The sequence below is a fragment of the Paenibacillus sp. FSL H8-0457 genome, from assembly GCF_038051935.1.
In the GTDB taxonomy this organism is placed as follows: Bacteria; Bacillota; Bacilli; order Paenibacillales; family Paenibacillaceae; genus Paenibacillus_AQ; species Paenibacillus_AQ lautus_A.
Genome location: NZ_CP150293.1, coordinates 6,121,061 through 6,136,662 on the forward strand (window position 1 = coordinate 6,121,061; position 15,602 = coordinate 6,136,662).

The 15,602-nt window shown below is 50.1% G+C and carries 19 protein-coding genes; 7 read left to right on the forward strand and 12 right to left on the reverse strand.

Translation table 11 applies throughout. The features are described from left to right. Positions 1-74: 74 nt before the first annotated feature. Entirely contained in the window at positions 75-392 is a 318-nt protein-coding gene (gene trxA, locus MHI43_RS27495) for a thioredoxin (RefSeq protein ID WP_009592891.1), read from the reverse strand. 251 nt (positions 393-643) lie between these two features. Between trxA and MHI43_RS27500 the strand changes: the two genes are divergently transcribed. Beyond that, positions 644-799 carry a hypothetical protein gene (locus MHI43_RS27500; RefSeq protein WP_006212594.1) on the forward strand — a complete coding sequence of 52 codons (156 nt, stop codon included), beginning with the start codon at positions 644-646 and terminating at the stop codon, positions 797-799. 126 nt (positions 800-925) lie between these two features. Here the strand turns inward: MHI43_RS27500 and dnaI are convergent, their stop codons facing one another. The 3 genes from dnaI to MHI43_RS27515 form a co-directional block, all read right to left on the reverse strand. Beyond that, a complete protein-coding gene (gene dnaI, locus MHI43_RS27505; protein ID WP_009592849.1) occupies positions 926-1,879 on the reverse strand; it encodes a primosomal protein DnaI in 954 nt (317 codons plus the stop codon). A gap of 34 nt (positions 1,880-1,913) precedes the next feature. Beyond that, on the reverse strand, positions 1,914-3,419 hold the full coding sequence (locus tag MHI43_RS27510) for a helicase DnaB (RefSeq protein WP_015737410.1): 1,506 nt from the start codon (positions 3,417-3,419) through the stop codon (positions 1,914-1,916). A 200-nt stretch (positions 3,420-3,619) separates the two neighbouring features. Continuing rightward, positions 3,620-3,919 carry a YuiB family protein gene (locus MHI43_RS27515; protein WP_015737411.1) on the reverse strand — a complete coding sequence of 100 codons (300 nt, stop codon included), beginning with the start codon at positions 3,917-3,919 and terminating at the stop codon, positions 3,620-3,622. 250 nt (positions 3,920-4,169) lie between these two features. Between MHI43_RS27515 and hemQ the strand changes: the two genes are divergently transcribed. Continuing rightward, the gene (gene hemQ, locus MHI43_RS27520) at positions 4,170-4,919 is read left to right on the forward strand and encodes a hydrogen peroxide-dependent heme synthase (RefSeq protein ID WP_015737412.1); all 750 of its coding nucleotides are present in this window, start codon (positions 4,170-4,172) and stop codon (positions 4,917-4,919) included. A gap of 69 nt (positions 4,920-4,988) precedes the next feature. Here the strand turns inward: hemQ and MHI43_RS27525 are convergent, their stop codons facing one another. Together MHI43_RS27525 and MHI43_RS27530 are read right to left on the reverse strand one after the other, a co-directional pair. Next, positions 4,989-5,249 carry a hypothetical protein gene (locus MHI43_RS27525; RefSeq protein ID WP_009592851.1) on the reverse strand — a complete coding sequence of 87 codons (261 nt, stop codon included), beginning with the start codon at positions 5,247-5,249 and terminating at the stop codon, positions 4,989-4,991. After that, positions 5,250-6,443 carry an NAD(P)/FAD-dependent oxidoreductase gene (locus tag MHI43_RS27530; RefSeq protein WP_036665068.1) on the reverse strand — a complete coding sequence of 398 codons (1,194 nt, stop codon included), beginning with the start codon at positions 6,441-6,443 and terminating at the stop codon, positions 5,250-5,252. It lies immediately after the preceding gene. A gap of 479 nt (positions 6,444-6,922) precedes the next feature. Here MHI43_RS27530 and MHI43_RS27535 point away from each other — a divergent pair, with 479 nt between their 5' ends. Beyond that, complete coding sequence (locus tag MHI43_RS27535; RefSeq protein WP_015737413.1) at positions 6,923-7,924, forward strand: NAD(P)/FAD-dependent oxidoreductase; 1,002 nt, start codon at positions 6,923-6,925, stop codon at positions 7,922-7,924. A gap of 193 nt (positions 7,925-8,117) precedes the next feature. On the opposite strand, the gene sda is transcribed toward MHI43_RS27535, so the two are convergent. Beyond that, on the reverse strand, positions 8,118-8,261 hold the full coding sequence (sda, locus tag MHI43_RS27540) for a sporulation histidine kinase inhibitor Sda (protein ID WP_006212600.1): 144 nt from the start codon (positions 8,259-8,261) through the stop codon (positions 8,118-8,120). Between the two features lie 298 nt (positions 8,262-8,559). Next, the gene (locus MHI43_RS27545; protein WP_009592895.1) at positions 8,560-9,222 is read right to left on the reverse strand and encodes a YheC/YheD family protein; all 663 of its coding nucleotides are present in this window, start codon (positions 9,220-9,222) and stop codon (positions 8,560-8,562) included. Positions 9,223-9,444: 222 nt separating this feature from the next. Between MHI43_RS27545 and MHI43_RS27550 the strand changes: the two genes are divergently transcribed. Beyond that, positions 9,445-9,654 (forward strand): hypothetical protein, encoded by a 210-nt coding sequence (locus MHI43_RS27550; RefSeq protein ID WP_009592898.1) that lies wholly within the window; start codon positions 9,445-9,447, stop codon positions 9,652-9,654. A gap of 163 nt (positions 9,655-9,817) precedes the next feature. On the opposite strand, the gene MHI43_RS27555 is transcribed toward MHI43_RS27550, so the two are convergent. Next, positions 9,818-10,177 carry an iron-sulfur cluster assembly accessory protein gene (locus tag MHI43_RS27555; RefSeq protein WP_009592872.1) on the reverse strand — a complete coding sequence of 120 codons (360 nt, stop codon included), beginning with the start codon at positions 10,175-10,177 and terminating at the stop codon, positions 9,818-9,820. Positions 10,178-10,569: 392 nt separating this feature from the next. Here MHI43_RS27555 and mqnE point away from each other — a divergent pair, with 392 nt between their 5' ends. Then, positions 10,570-11,676 carry an aminofutalosine synthase MqnE gene (mqnE, locus tag MHI43_RS27560; protein WP_009592862.1) on the forward strand — a complete coding sequence of 369 codons (1,107 nt, stop codon included), beginning with the start codon at positions 10,570-10,572 and terminating at the stop codon, positions 11,674-11,676. A 155-nt stretch (positions 11,677-11,831) separates the two neighbouring features. Next, entirely contained in the window at positions 11,832-12,890 is a 1,059-nt protein-coding gene (locus MHI43_RS27565) for an FAD-dependent oxidoreductase (RefSeq protein ID WP_009592908.1), read from the forward strand. 65 nt (positions 12,891-12,955) lie between these two features. Here the strand turns inward: MHI43_RS27565 and MHI43_RS27570 are convergent, their stop codons facing one another. Then, positions 12,956-13,204, reverse strand: a complete 249-nt coding sequence (locus MHI43_RS27570; protein WP_015737415.1) for a YuzB family protein — start codon at positions 13,202-13,204, stop codon at positions 12,956-12,958. Between the two features lie 82 nt (positions 13,205-13,286). Between MHI43_RS27570 and MHI43_RS27575 the strand changes: the two genes are divergently transcribed. Continuing rightward, positions 13,287-13,532, forward strand: a complete 246-nt coding sequence (locus MHI43_RS27575) for a NifU family protein (RefSeq protein WP_006212609.1) — start codon at positions 13,287-13,289, stop codon at positions 13,530-13,532. A gap of 184 nt (positions 13,533-13,716) precedes the next feature. Here the strand turns inward: MHI43_RS27575 and MHI43_RS27580 are convergent, their stop codons facing one another. Together MHI43_RS27580 and MHI43_RS27585 are read right to left on the reverse strand one after the other, a co-directional pair. After that, entirely contained in the window at positions 13,717-14,490 is a 774-nt protein-coding gene (locus tag MHI43_RS27580) for an SDR family oxidoreductase (RefSeq protein ID WP_015737416.1), read from the reverse strand. 206 nt (positions 14,491-14,696) lie between these two features. Further along, positions 14,697-15,539, reverse strand: coding sequence for a MetQ/NlpA family ABC transporter substrate-binding protein (locus MHI43_RS27585; RefSeq protein ID WP_015737417.1), 843 nt, complete (start codon positions 15,537-15,539; stop codon positions 14,697-14,699). Positions 15,540-15,602 lie beyond the last annotated feature (63 nt).

Sequence of the window (15,602 nt, forward strand, 5' to 3'; positions counted from 1 at the left end):
ACCACACAAAGCGCCTCCGGGTTACACCGAAGGCGCTGTATGAAAGCGGATTGCAGTCTATGGGCAAATCCTGCTTATTGATGTTTTGCAATGATGCCCTTCAAGGCTTCTTTGGAGTTCAGACCTACGACTTTATCGACAGGCTGGCCGTCTTTAAAGAAGATCATGGTCGGAATGCTCATGACGCCGAAGCGTGCTGCGGATTCCGGATTCTCATCCACGTTCACCTTTGCAATTTTTACATCATCGCCGAGTTCTGAAGACAATTCGTCCAGAATCGGAGCAAGCATTTTACAAGGGCCGCACCATGGCGCCCAGAAATCAACTACAACCGTGCCTTGTCCTTCTACTTCATTGACGAAGGTTTGGTCGGTAACATTGACGATAGCCATTGTATTCTCCTCCTCACAGGATAAGATCGAGTAAAGTGCGAATCATAATTGTCGAATGGGTCGACGAATTTAGTATACCACAATCGGCCGGAAAAAGTGAAATATACTCACCTAAAGAAAGAGGTTTTCACGGGATTTTTATGCAATCTTTACAAATGATTTGCGCATTGGGTATACTACTAGTAACAAGTCGGGTGACTGTCAAGTTTTTCGTTCGCACGGCATGTTCACCTTTTGAGGAGGCAAGCACCATGGATGTAAACGTACGCGTTAACGATCCACGGGAGCACATCAATGAAGAACCACGCAATGACTTTGGCGATTTGATGATGGGCTTCGTGGGGATGTTCGGTTTCATGACCATCATCTTTTTCGGATTCGTCATTATCAAGTTCTTGGTCGGTTAATATTTGATGATTCCTTGTGCACAGATAAAAAGTCTGATCCTGCCGCGCTCCATGCGCAAGCGGGATCAGACTTTTTACGCTTCAAGGGACGTTTGTCCACTCTGTTCATGTGCTCGTTGCAAACGTCTAGAACTTCCCTCTCTGGTTCTCTCCGAACAAATGAACGACATCCACGAAAGGCGCGATCCGGTTCATCAACCGCTGCCCTTTGTGAAGCTCCTCGCCGTCCTTGCTCGTGAAGCTGAGATGCTGCTCCAGCCCGTCGAGCGGATAGTTCGACGTATAAAAGGTCGGCAGCCGGTTCATCCTGAAATTCAGAATGGAGCCGAGGACATGATCCCGTACCCACGGATTCAAATTCTCCGCTCCAATGTCGTCAAAGATCAGCAGGTCGCAATGCTTCATCGTCTCGACCATGTCCTTCAGCTTCTGGCCGTCCTGCATCATGGTTTTCAGATCTTCCACGAAATCGGGCATATAGACGATCACGCCGGAGTGGCCCGCTTTGGCAAGCTCATGCATCAGGTAGCCCATCAGGTACGTTTTCCCGGTACCGAACGAACCGGTCAGATACAAGCCGCGCGGGGACAAGCCGTTCTCCTTCGTATCCCGGATATATTTGAAGACCTGGTGCACCGCAGGTGCCCGCAAGCGGTCCTTCGCCATAATCTCCATGTTGTCGTACCCTTCGCTCAAGGCATGCTCGTCAACATAAAAGCTGCGAATCCGCTTCTTGATCTGATCCTCATTGGTTTTTGCAATCTGCAGGGAGCACGGCGCCTTCCGTTCATAGATCTCCACCGTGCCGTTCATCCGCTGGATATCCAGCTTGCTGAAATGTCCCTGGAAATCATTCGGACACCGGTCCAGACCCGGGCATGCCTGGCAGTGGGCCTGGTCTCCCGCATATTGATACAGCTTGCTTAAATTCAATCGTATGACCCGGTCATCGATCTCCGGATATTCGCTTCGCAGTGCTTGAATCAGCGGATTCCTGAGCAAATCCTCCGTAATCTGCTCGGTTCTGCGCAGGAGCGCAGTACTTTTCATGCTTTCCAGCAGTTCACCAAGGGACTCCATCACCTGTTCCCTCCTCTCTTAAGCGGGATTTTCCTTATCCGCCCTTCTTGTTGCCAGCCTGCATTTCTGCCGCAAACCGCATCATCTCTTCGAACTCCTCATCCGATACGGCCTCCGCCTGATCGGTCTCCAAAGCCACTGGAATTTCCGGCTTCGCCTTTCCGCCTTTAGCGTATGTACGCGTGCGCTGCGAGGCTGCCTTCTGCTTGCCTTTCATTTTGGCTTGATCCCGTATATACTGAACGGCTTTCTCATAGCTGTTTACTTGCTTCAGCAGCATGTTGGAAGCGATGGCTTCCACAAAGTTGCGGTTGATCCGCTGCTCTCCGCCTGCGGCAATGAGCGACATCAAATAATGAATGAGCACGTTGATGACTTCGCCCGGCAGCTTGTAGCTCAGGTCAATCTTTTCGAAGATGTCCAGAAACTGCGCGGGAACCGAGCCCGGGAAGAACGTCTGCAGGAGCCGTGTATAAGGCTCGTTGCGAAGCATCATATTATATTGGTGAATATCGCATTTGGATTGGAACTGGGCCGGAACCTCGACATAATATTCCATCTGTACGGCATGCTCCTGCGCAGGCTCGTCCGGATCGGCCGTCATCTCCTGATGCAGGGCAACCACCTTGCCCGCCGTAATCTGCCGCTTCTCCTGCATCTTCATTCCCTGCCTAAAGTGAAGGCTGGCTTTGTGCTGCAAATCGTCCAGGACAACCTCGCCGTGCTCGGTAAAGATGCCGTCCTCGTCAAGCAGGCGGCACAAATCCTGCGTGCTGAGATCGTACTTGCGTACGACGTAATTCACGATGCCCATCTGTTCATGGTCATAGCGAAGACGCTCCACAAAGACGCGATTGCGGGATTCGCGCGGGAATCGCAGAATAATGTCCGCGTAGTTCAGACCTTCTCCCTGCGGATTCGGCGGCAGCACCGACTTCCTTGATACCGCTACCTCTTCCAGCGCCTGCTCCAGTTCATAATCAATGACATGCGTGTTCAACTCGAAAATATCGTAAAAGGGAACCGAGATGTTCTCCTTGTTCAGGGAAATGCCGGACCATTCCAGGGGTTCCTTGCTCCAAAGCTCTTCCCTCAGCGACAGGACGGCGAATTTCCCCACCTTGTCGCGAAGCAGCAGCGTCAGATGCTGGGTATTGAAGAACTCCGCCGGACTGAGCGGCGCCTGCAGCTCATATTCATAGACATGGTCGTCCGTTTCCGGGACGAACATCCGGCTGGTCTGCAGCAATCCTACCGCTTCCAGCTTGGAGGTTTGCTCAATGAGATAGCGGCGTCCTTTTTCGCTGGGCTCAAGCCCTAATGTCAAGAATAATCTTCGCTGCTGTTCAATGGCCGAATAACCCACCTTCTCCAGCGGCACATGCGATACGAGAAGACGGTACAAGCTGACCGCAAACGCGCCGACCATCGGTTGATATATCGAACCAAGCATTTTGTCGTCCAGGCCGCTTAAGCAGAAGTCACGGTATACGCAGTAACGGTGATTCTCTGTAAAATGTAAAAAATTAGTCATGCGCATCGTTTATGCTCCCCCTGTCGCCCAAAAATAGACTTCCTCTATTCTATCATAAATCCGATGCTCAGAAGTCGGTTCTTTCGCATCAAAAATTATGGAATTCTTGCGTCTGCCTTTTGGCAGAGCTTCCATAAATATAAATGACGGCCCCCAGGTATCGAAGAGCCGCCATTAACATTACATTCAATTTGCGCCAAGCGCGATTAAAACATTCTAAACCCTTTAATACGCAATGTCTTAATGGTCCATCCGCTCATGTAAGCCCCGATCAGACCCGCAACTCCCGTTAAGTAATCCACCAACTGGAACGATCCGACGTGAGTCCAGAACGACATTTGGCCCCGATCCCACAAGCTGTATACAACGACCGGCAGAATGACAATCACGAACAGAAAGCACGGAAACCAGGTCGTCTTCATCAACATATTTAGGATAAAACCGATACCGAACATCATGACAAAAAACAAAATCATCAGCACGAGCACAGGAATAAATTGAAGCATGATCGCTGTTTTCACCTCTTCTTTATCACCTACGCATAGCAGCTATCCTACTTTATTGCAGCAAGAAACAGCACACCAAGCTTTAGCTAATAGCTAGTTTACTAAAAATCATGTCACAGATCAACGAACAATCGTGAATACATTGTGTCGGCGTTTGCCCTTCCGACTGCGCTTACAGTACAATATAGGAAGTTAATGCAAGCGGCCATCCGCTTCAATTATAACGAACATAATGTTTAGGAGTGATCACATGAACGAAGCTGCAATGACGCTCGAGGGCTGGTATGCGCTGCATGATTTCCGCACCATCAATTGGCCGGCCTGGAAAGCTGCAGACGAAGAAGTACGCGCATTTGCGCTGGACGAGCTGAATGCGTTCCTTGCGGAATGGGATGCCGTCGAGACCGCCAAGCAGGGCAGCACCGCCGTATATACCATCGTCGGCCAGAAAGCCGATTTTGTTTTCATGCATTTGCGCGAGACGCTGGAAGAGCTGAACGCGATCGAGAACGCTTTTAACAAAACGACGTTCGCCCAGTTCACCACCAAGGCTTATTCCTATGTCAGCATCGTCGAGCTGAGCAATTACTTGGCCGGCTCCTCCGATGAGGATCCGATGCAGAACCCGCATGTCATTGCCCGCTTGAAGCCGGTCCTGCCAAAATCGAAGCATATCTGCTTCTACCCGATGAACAAAAAGAGGGATTTGGCGGACAACTGGTACATGCTGAGCATGGATGACCGCAAATCCATGATGAAGAGCCACGGAATGATCGGCCGCGGTTATGCCGGCAAGGTCAAGCAGATCATCACCGGTTCCGTCGGCTTCGACGATTGGGAATGGGGCGTTACCTTGTTCAGCGACGATGCGCTTCAATTCAAAAAGCTCGTGTACGAAATGAGATTTGACGAAGTGAGCGCGCGCTTCGGCGAATTCGGTCCTTTCTATGTCGGCAACCTGCTCGACCAAGCTTCTTTCACCGACTTGATGAAGGTATAATTCCTTCTGCACATAAATGGCATATCAAAAAAAGGGATGCTCTTCCGAATGAGAGCATCCCTTCTTCTGTTATTCGCCGTCTTCCTCATCTTGCTCTTGCTTGCGCAAGGTTTCAAGATATTCAGCGGTGGCCCGGTCCCGGGCCCGCCCTTTATCCTTGAGGCGCTCAATGGCAGGAAGAATGAGAATGTCGACTTCCTGCTGAACGGTATAAGCCAGATCGTACCGCTCTTGCGACTCCAGGTAGGAGCCGACCTCCATCAGGGCGTTGTAGCGATCCAGTTCATCTCTTGTGAGCAGCCCCCGTACTTGAACGCTGCAATGTCTCATTTATAGGAACCTGCCTTTTTTCAGGACGAGCGGAATGCCTCCGATAATGAAGAGGTAGCGAAGATCAACCAATTTTTTCAGCTGGGCCGCTTTCCATCCCTGATATTTCTTATCCCCTACAACCGCAATGCCTTCGCCCCGGCCGAGGGAAGCGACCGTGCCTTTATTATGGAACTCGAATTTGCGCATGGACTTGTCCCGGATCGCCGCAACGATATTCTGGGCACAGCATACGCCCTGCTGCATCGCCATTTGGGCGGTCGGCGGATAAGGTCTGCCTTCTTCGTTAAAAATGAGGGAGTTATCGCCGATAATATAAATGTTCTCGTATCCCGGAGCGCGTAAATATTCATCAACCTTCACGCGGCCCCTCATCGTTTCGAAGCCGGCCGACTCAACCAGGCGGTTCCCGCGGATGCCGCCGGTCCATACGACCGTTGCCGCCCGGATTTCTTCGCCGTTGTTCAGCACGACCCCGCCCGACAGGCATTCCTTGATCGCAATGCCCATCTTGAAGGTAACGCCCTTCTTCTCGAGAACGTTCATGGCGTACTCCACCAGCTCGGGGGCAAACCCCGGCAGCGCCGACGGCGCGGCTTCTACGTTATAAATGTTCACCAATGTCGGATCGACGTCATACTCCTTGCACAGTCTCGGAATGCGGTCCGCCAGCTCGGCTACAAACTCGATGCCGCTGAACCCGGCTCCGCCAACCACGAAGTTGATGCGCTCTTGCGGTCTGCGTTCATTCTTATATAAAGCAAATTGATATTCAATATGCTCTCGAATCAATCGTACCGAGTTGATGCTTCGGATCGTCATCGCATGCTCTGCGAGTCCCGGGATCCCGAAGGTCTCCGGCTCGCCGCCGAGTCCAATGACAAGATAGTCATAGGATAACGTTCCATCTTCAAGGATAACCTTCTTATCGTGAAGGCGGATTTCCTGAACCGAGGATTTGACCAAATCGATTTTGAACTCGTCTATCAACTTGGATATGGATACCCGGGTATTCTCAATGCTGTCGGTTCCTGCTGCCGGCATATGCAAATGCGTTGTAATATAATGATAATCATGGCGATTCACCAATGTAACATCGGCCTCATTATAATTCAGCTCTTTTTGCAGCCGCTGCGCTGTCAATATGCCCCCGTAACCCGCGCCAAGGATTACGATCTTCGGTATGCTGCTCATTCTACTGCTCCTTCCAGCTTACTCTTTATATATACAGTATGGTACACATGTTAACATTCTGTGAAATTGCATCCAAAAAAAGAGAAGAGCCCTTATCAGAGCCCGTTTCATCATTTGACCTGATGGTTCATTACGGTTCAAAAACAGCTGTAATCCTGCGGTTTCCTTATGATTGCTGCCGTAACCAATCGATATGAGAACCCTGCAATGAACACAAGTTATCACGTTAATCATATGCATAAACCATGCAAATATCAAGAATTTTTTTGCCATTAAATATGCAAATCATTCCGCCATTTCCCCCCTTGCTTGCTAAGTAAGCGCAACCATTCCAATGTTAGGTATTTTAACTCAATTCTCGTCTTTTCATGCCGGTTCGGGACGATTATAATAGGTAAGGAATTCATGAATCAGCTTTATCCGGACAAGAACGTCTGTCTGATTCGAATATAAACTCATTTTATGGAGGTGCTTACCGCATGACAACGATGCCACAAGACAACAATATGACGGATCTTTTGATAATCGGTGGCGGACCTGCAGGCATGTTTGCCGCTTTTTACGGCGGAATGCGCCAAGCCTCGGTTAAACTTATCGAGAGCATGCCCCAGCTCGGAGGCCAATTGGCTGCGCTGTATCCCGAAAAATATATCTATGACGTAGCAGGCTTCCCAAAGGTTACCGCTCAGGAGCTTGTGAACAATCTGTCCGCGCAAATGGAGCTCTTTAAAACGGACATCCGTCTTGAAGAGAAAGTCCAAGCTGTGGAAAAGCTTGAAGAACGTCATTTTGTCGTGAAAACGAATCTGGGGGAACACCATGCCAAAGCCGTCATCATTACGGCCGGCGTCGGGGCGTTCCAACCCCGCCGACTGGAGATAGAAGGTGCCGAGAAGTACGAGAAGGCGAACCTTCATTATTTCGTCAACGATCTCAGCCGCTTTAAAGGCAAGAAGGTTCTCATCAGCGGCGGCGGCGATTCCGCGGTAGACTGGGCGCTCATGATCGAACCGATCGCCGAGCAGGTTACGCTGGTTCACCGCCGCGACAAGTTCCGTGCCCACGAGCATAGCGTGGAGCAGCTGATGGCCTCGAAGGTGAACATCGTGACACCAACCGAAATCACGGAACTGCATGGTGAAGATGCCATTACGAAGGTGACGCTGTCGCATATTAAGACCAAAGAGACGCAAGAGATTGAAGTTGACGATGTCATTGTCAATTTCGGTTTCGTTTCCTCCCTTGGTCCGATCTCCGAGTGGGGCATCGCCATCGAAAGCAACTCCATCGTCGTAGACTCCCGCATGGAAACCAGCATCCCGGGTATTTTTGCGGCGGGCGATATCACGACCTATCCTGGCAAGGTCAAGCTCATTGCCGTCGGATTCGGCGAAGCGCCAACCGCCGTCAACAATGCCAAAGTATACTTTGATCCTGAAGCCAGATTGGCTCCGGGACACAGCAGCAACATGAAATTGTAGAGGTACTCGGAATTTCCTAACACTTCGACATACAGAAAAAAAGGTATCTAACGTTCCAGAGGGCGATGCGCCGCTCCGAACGGAAGATACCTTTTCTAATTCTTCTTCAAACCATATGTAGAACTTGGTTGAAAGCTCCCACATTATATGCGTATCATGTCGTAAGTTATCTATTCTATATACGAAAATCTGATTAATGCAGGATGCTGCCGGAATCGGTGTCCAAGTTCCGTTTATGAATTTCGGCCAGCAGTAGAGTGATGAACTCTCGTTCCAACTTCAATTCAACAGCCATATGATAGGAATCGAGAAGCATCTCATCCGTCAACATAGCCATCCCCTCACACCCCTTCCTCATATTTCCTGAATCTATCATATCAGACATGCGAAAACGGAACAACTGTTCGCTTATCCACAACCTCTTGTGGAAATCCTGTGTATAATTTGTTGGTAAGTGTAAGAAACAAGGTCATATCAAAGTGGATTATGGGGATAAATGTTATACACAGGATATGGGGTAAATCTACCATAAAAAAAATTGATCAATTATTATATCGGTAGATTACGGTTATTTTTTTATTACCCTATTAAAAAATCATATAAACGACTTCTGTTGGGAATATTAAACAAAAAATTCAGCTCGGTCTTGTATTTACTTCCAAAATCCATATCTTTCCTTCGACGTCGAGTCCGTAATCGAATCCCAGTTCCCCGATCCCGGGAAAGCGCGATTCCAGGATCGTGATGCACTGTCTGGTTAAGTGGCGCATTTCATTACGCTTCTCCCTGGCATTGATATGGGGCAGCGACAGCCTCAGAGCATGGCGGCAACGAAGCAGCGTCCCCCCTTTGCAAATGTTCGTCACAAACAGCCCGGGGTTCGCGAGCCGTCCTAGCATGGCCCGGAATTCCCATCTTCCTCTTTCCTTGACTACCTTGACGCGGTAATCCAGCGGACGTCCCTGAATTTTAGCCAGATGAATCCCCTGTTGTATCATGTAGCGCCGTTTCAGTTTCATTCTGTTCAATACGTGCAACAGGGAATTCAATGTATCTACATGAACAGTACGCCTCTTATGGGTTACCAAGTATCCCGTTCCGTCTTTCTGTATTCGGATGACTCCGTTACCACCGGTGCCTACAATCGGCTTGATCACGACCATTTCGTGTTCATCCAGCATTGAGACCAGGGTATCCCCTCCATACGACTGGGTCGCCGGAATGTAGGGAGCAACCTGCGGATCGGTCAGCAGCGCTTCCGTCTTCAGCCACTTGCTGGCCAATTGTCTTCCCGCCATGCTGCTTTCGCCTCCTTTTATTCATGACATACGTTATCCTATTCTCTTATCCGCACTTTGTCTTGGATGATTGTCCGGGATCGTTATGCCTAATAATTTGACGTATTCATGGCCGCGAAGCGAGCTTCCCTTTGCAAATGAGGTGATCTATCGTATAGTAAGGGCAGAGCTTTGTCCGTAATAAATCCATCCATGGATAACCATAAAGGAGGCTTTGTCACCTTGGCAGCATTGTTTGAAGTTTTGTACTGGATTGCCATTGTCGGCATGTCGGTTGCCCTTGCAGCCATCACCGTTCTGATCTTTGTCATGGGCTTCAAGTTCATCAAAGACAAGCGCCGCGGACTCGGGGCCGGCTGCATCGTGTTCTCGCTCGTAGCTGCCGGCATGATCGTGCTGATGCTGAACGATACCTTCTTCTTCCCGGTCTGATCGGATAGGAAGAACAACAAAATGCAGCTGCCCCCGTTTGGGAGTCCGCTGCATTTTTTCATTTTCTTATGGGCGGCAGCAAAAAAAGGACCCCCGCGACAACAGGGTCGCAGAGGTCTTTTTATTGGTTAGATTCAGAGCACAGTCCCCGAAAACCCGCTGCTTAGCAAGGCTCTTCGTTCGGTTTGCCCGCATCCGTTGCCGTGCGGAAGGAAGATCCGCAGCCGCAAGTTACGGTCGCGTTCGGGTTGTGGATGGTGAACCCGCCCGTCATGCCGGATTCCTCGAAGTCGATTTCGAGACCGTTCAGGTATTTCAGATCGTCCTTCTCGACAACGACTTTCATATCCTGCAGGTCCATATATACGTCCGCTTCCGTTTCTTGATCGTCGAAGCCCATTGCATATGAAAAACCACTGCATCCGCCGGCAGTGACACCCAGTCGAAGGAACATATTGGGCGTTTCCTGTTCAGCAAGCATTTCTTTCAAACGTTCTGCAGCTGTTTCGCTGATTGATATCATAGGTCACCCTCCTTTTCGTTCATTCTTTAAGTATACTCCTCTTCGCGAATTCGCTCAAGGTTGAGATGATGGCCATTTTACCATATGGTCAATAACCTATTTCAATTCCTCTATATGTATTGCTACCCCGAGGGGTCAGGTTTATAATAGGGAAGGAACATGGGCGGCAACTGTTGGATAATTGTCACATCCCCCGGCTAAAATGCGGCAAAGGTTATGGCTGGTCCACAGTTGTATATTTTTTCACAAAGTTATTTATTTATTCAGCCCATTCATTGATTTCGTTGTTACACGACTATAAACGGACCGTTCCCCGCGGGGAGTGATCCACTTTATGATCACTTGATCTGCCGAATATTCGGCAAGTCAAAGTGTGAACAGGAGGATTGAACATGTCCACGATTGTGACACCATTTACCGATCAGAGAATGGCCGAGATCGTTGCGAAAGTCCAGCGCGGCGAACGCCTGAATCTTGAAGACGGTGTGTATTTGTATCAAACCGATGACCTGCTGACCCTCGGGCAGCTGGCTAATGAAGCCAATTTGCGCAAGAACGGGAAAAAAGTTTACTTCATTGAGAACATGAGTCTCTATTTTACCAATGTATGCGAATCCCGCTGCGCTTTTTGCAATTTCCGGAAAGACCAAGGCGAGGAAGGCTCCTATACCCTCTCCGGAGCAGAAATGATCGAGTATGTGGAACAGCATATTCACCCCGGCATCCGTGAATTTCATATCGTTGGCGGACATAATAACCATGTCCCGTTCCAGTACTATGTAGATTCGCTGAAGGCATTGAAGGAACGTTTCCCTGAAGTTACCTTAAAGGCTTATACCGCGGCGGAGATCGAATTCTTCACTCGCATCAGCGGACTCAGCACGAAGGAAGTGCTGCAGGAGCTGCAGAAGGCTGGTCTTCAATCCTTGACGGGCGGCGGAGCCGAAATCTTGTCTGACCAGTACCGTCAGAAGATGAAGGTGGATAAAGCCAACGTGGATCAATACCTCGACGTTCATCGTACCGCGCATAAGCTCGGCATGAAGACGCACACGACCATGCTGTACGGCTCAATCGAGAGCCATGAGGACCGGATCCGCCATATGCTGCAAATTCGGGATCTTCAAGATGAAACGAACGGATTCATGGTATTCATTCCGCTGTCCATGCAGCCGAAGAATAAGAATGCGGGCATCATGCGCCGCAATTCGGCTTACGAAGATTTGAAAACCATTGCCATCAGCCGATTGATGCTGGATAATATCGACCACATCAAGGCTTACTTCATTAATATCGGGCCGCAATTGACGCAGGTCGCTCTCAGCTTCGGCGCATCGGACGTCCATGGCACGATCCTGAAGGAACGCATCAGCCATGCCGCAGGAGCGCTGACGCCAGAAGGGCTGACCCGCAAAGAGCTTGTGTGGCTCATCCAAGGCGCCGGCCGCATTCCGGTCGAACGCGATACCTTCTATAACGAGATCAAGGTTTACGAATAAGCCATACCAGCAAAGACGCAAGCAAAGCAGACGTTCCAAAAAACGGAAAACAGGTTAAAGAGATAATATAGCGTGGGTAACCTAAGCCGCTTTCAGCGGCGTTTTTCTTGCGAATCGGCGCTCACCTTCTTATCTCTTGAGAAAGGAAGAAATTTATGAAAAAGCTCGTCATTCTCGGCGGAGGCTATGGTGGTCTTGCCCTAATTCAAGAATTGTTCAGCGGCTATCTTCCTCCGGACGTGGAGGTCGTGCTCATCGACCGCATGCCGTACCAAGGACTCAAAACCGAATATTACGCGCTGGCAGCAGGTACGGTGGCCGATACCGCCGTTCGTGTTAAATTCCCGGTGTATGACCGCCTCCATGTTGTATACGGTGAAGTCCTATCCATTGATCTTGAGAAGAAGCTTGTGAACCTGACGAACAACGATCCGGTGGAATACGATCAGCTGGCCATTGCCCTGGGATGTACGGACCGTTATCATGGGGTACCGGGCGCTGAAGAATTCACGTTCAGCCTGCAATCTTTTGCGGCATCCCGGGAAACCTATTTGAACCTGAACAACCTCAGACCTTATGGTCAAGTTCATATCATTGGCGGAGGCTTAAGCGGCATCGAGCTCGCTGCCGATCTTCGGGAAAGCCGGCCTGACCTGAATATCGCCATTTTGGACCGGGGACAACGGGTGCTTTCTTCTTTTCCTAACCGTTTGTCTGCTTATATTCATCGCTGGTTTGAGGAGCACCACGTGGACATCCACAGCGGCGTATCCGTATCCCGAGTGGAGAAGGACGCCGTGTACAATCTGGATGTGCCGATCGCAACCGATCTGGCGGTATGGACGGCCGGCATTCAGCCCGTAAAGGTCGTGCAGGATCTGGATCTGCCAAAAGACCGCAGCGGACGCATTCTGCTGAACGAATGGTACCAGGTTCCGTCCCATCCCGAGGTATATGTGATCGGCGACTGCGCCAGCCTCCCCTTCGTCCCGAGCGCGCAAGCGGCAGGGGCTCAGGCCGAGCAAGTGGGACATGTCATGAAAGCTTTATGGCGCGACGATACGCCTAAGGTATCTCCGCTGAAGCTGAAGGGAACGCTGGGTTCCCTCGGCAAACATGCGGGCTTTGGACTCATGGGCAGCACGTCGGTCATGGGCCGGGTACCAAGGATATTAAAGAGCGGCGTGCTCTGGAAATCCAAGCGTCATTACTAGTCGGACGGTTATGGGCGCTTATGATGCTCCTGTGGAGGGGGACGACAGTGGAGGAGATCGGAAAATCAGCTTTCCTCTCCGCCGTCCCGAAAGCTTTCGAGCTTGCGGATGACAACCTCAAGCAGCTCTTCAGCCGTAGGGGCTTCAACCCAATCGCCATCCACGTAAGCGAAGGGCATCAAATAGCACTGGCCGCAGCTGGTCAGGCAGCCATATTCGATGACTTGGCAATCGTACTTGCCTTCAAGCGTCTGCAGCACTTTATCCGTGCCGAAATAGGAATTGCTTGTGCAAAACTCAATGATAATGGACATTGTTATTAGACCTGCCTTAAGATTGGCATTTTATTTTGCCGGTTTATGTACTATAATATAGGGAGGAAAGGAGTTGAACAAGATGAGTGAAAACACGCAAACCACTGTATATGATGAAGTGGCTGAAGTGCTTGATAAACTTCGTCCGTTCCTGCAGCGCGACGGCGGTGACGTGGAACTGGTTGACGTTGAAGACGGCATCGTTAAGCTGAAATTGATGGGTGCATGCGGTAGCTGCCCAAGCTCCACCATTACTCTGAAAGCAGGGATCGAGCGCGCCCTGGTTGAAGAAGTAGAAGGCATCCAAGAAGTAGTTCAAGTATTCTAAATCTTCTTTAACTATAAAGAGTCTTGGTTTCCCTCGCGGGACCAAGACTCTTTTTTTGAGATTAAAGAAGGTATAAGTTTTCAGCGAAGCGTTAGCAATTCTTGAGTCGCATTTATATGTTATGGGTCTCCGCAAAGTATTGGGAATAAGCATCGAAGCATAGACTCCACTTTGTGGGGATGTTTTATTCCGGCTTGATTAACGGGCGAATCGGGTCCAGCCCGCCGGATATATCCATAATATTGCCGGTAATGAAATCCGATTTATCCAGGCATAAATATTCGATCACCCTGGCAACGTCCTCGCCGCTGCCCGATCGTCCGCGAGGAGTCAACCCGTCCTGAATGCCGGATACTTCATCGATGGTTTTCTCTTTGTTGGCCCCGCGGATATCCCCCGGACAAATCATATTCACGGTGATCCCATACGGCCCTTCTTCCACGGCCAGCGTCTTCGTAAAGGAGACCAGGCCCACCTTCGCAGCCGCGTAGGCGGAGCGTTGAGGCCATGCGCGGGCTTCACCGGCATGCCCGAAACCAAAGTGGATGATGCGCCCCCATTTTTTCTCCCGCATGGCAGGCAGAACGCGATGGTCCAGCAGCATGACGCCGGTTAAATTGCCATTCACCATATGTACGATTTCGTCGCGGCTGTACTCCGAGAACAGACGGCGTTCCCGAATGAACGGTCCAGCATTGTTAACCAGGATATCGACGCTGCCCAGCCGCTCCTCCGTCTGATCCACCAATGAATACAGCTCAGGCTCGCTGGCGATATCGGCTTTAATCGCGATGGATTTCACGCCAAACCCCTCGATTTCACGGGAAAGCGCCTCCGCTTCATCCTTGCTGTTTACATAATTTATGGCTATATGACATCCCTGCCGTGCTAACGACAGTGCCGTCATTTTCCCCAAACCTGTCGCACTGCCTGTAATCAGCGCCACTTTTCCCTTCAAGGCTTTCCCTCCTCAGATGGATATCCTTCCTTCAGTATAAAAGATTTGATAAGGCCGAACAACTTGCTTCCGACCAGGAATGGCCATTCAACAGAAAAAGAAAGAAAAAAGGGCCTATCCGCAAAGACCGATGGGTCTCTTGGATAATGCCCTTTCTTTACATATACGATGAATTCATATACAGCATATCGAGCTTTACTGCTGAATTAGAATGCCGGGATGACGGCACCTTTGTACTCTTCTTCAATGAAAGTTTTCACGTCCTCGGAAGTCAGCGCCTTCGCCAGTTTTTGGATGGCGTCGGAGTCCTTGTTGTCCGGACGGGCTACCAGCAGGTTGGCATAAGGATTGTCCTTGTCTTCGATGAAGAGCGCATCCTTCGTTGGGTCCAGTCCCGCTTCCAGCGCGTAGTTCGTGTTGATGACAGCCAGGTCCAGCTCATCCAGCATACGCGGCAGCATGGCGGCTTCAACTTCCTTGAACTCCAGGTTCTTCGGATTTTCTACGATATCCTTGGCGGTTGCTTCCAGCTTGCTTTCGTCGTTCAGCTTAATCACGCCGTTCTTGGACAGCAGCGTCAATGCTCGGCCAGCATTAGAAGGATCATTCGGAATGGCTACAACCGCTCCATCCTTCAGCTCATCCACAGATGTAATGGTTTTGGAGTACGCACCCAGCGGCTCCACGTGCACGGCGATCACGGACTCCAGGTCCAGCTTGCGCTCTTTGATTTCGTTATCCAGGTAAGGCTTGTGCTGGAAGAAATTCGCGTCGATTTCTTTGGAATCCACTTGCGTATTCGGCAGCACATAATCCGTGAATTCTACGATTTCCAGGTTTACGCCCTCTTTTTCAAGCGCAGGCTTGATATGCTCGAGAATCTTGGCATGCGGTGATGGCGAAGCCCCTACTTTCAAGGTCACGGTCTCTTGACCGCCGCCTCCCGTTGTTCCCCCTGGCTCGGATGCGTTATCCGCAGGCTTGCTGCCGCATGCAGCCAGCAACGTAACCAAGGTCAAGCTGATCAATGCCAATGTCCATTTTTTCATTCTAAAACTCTCCCTCCGAAAAATATATTATTTATATATTGTCTTTCTTGAAGCCTCATCAAT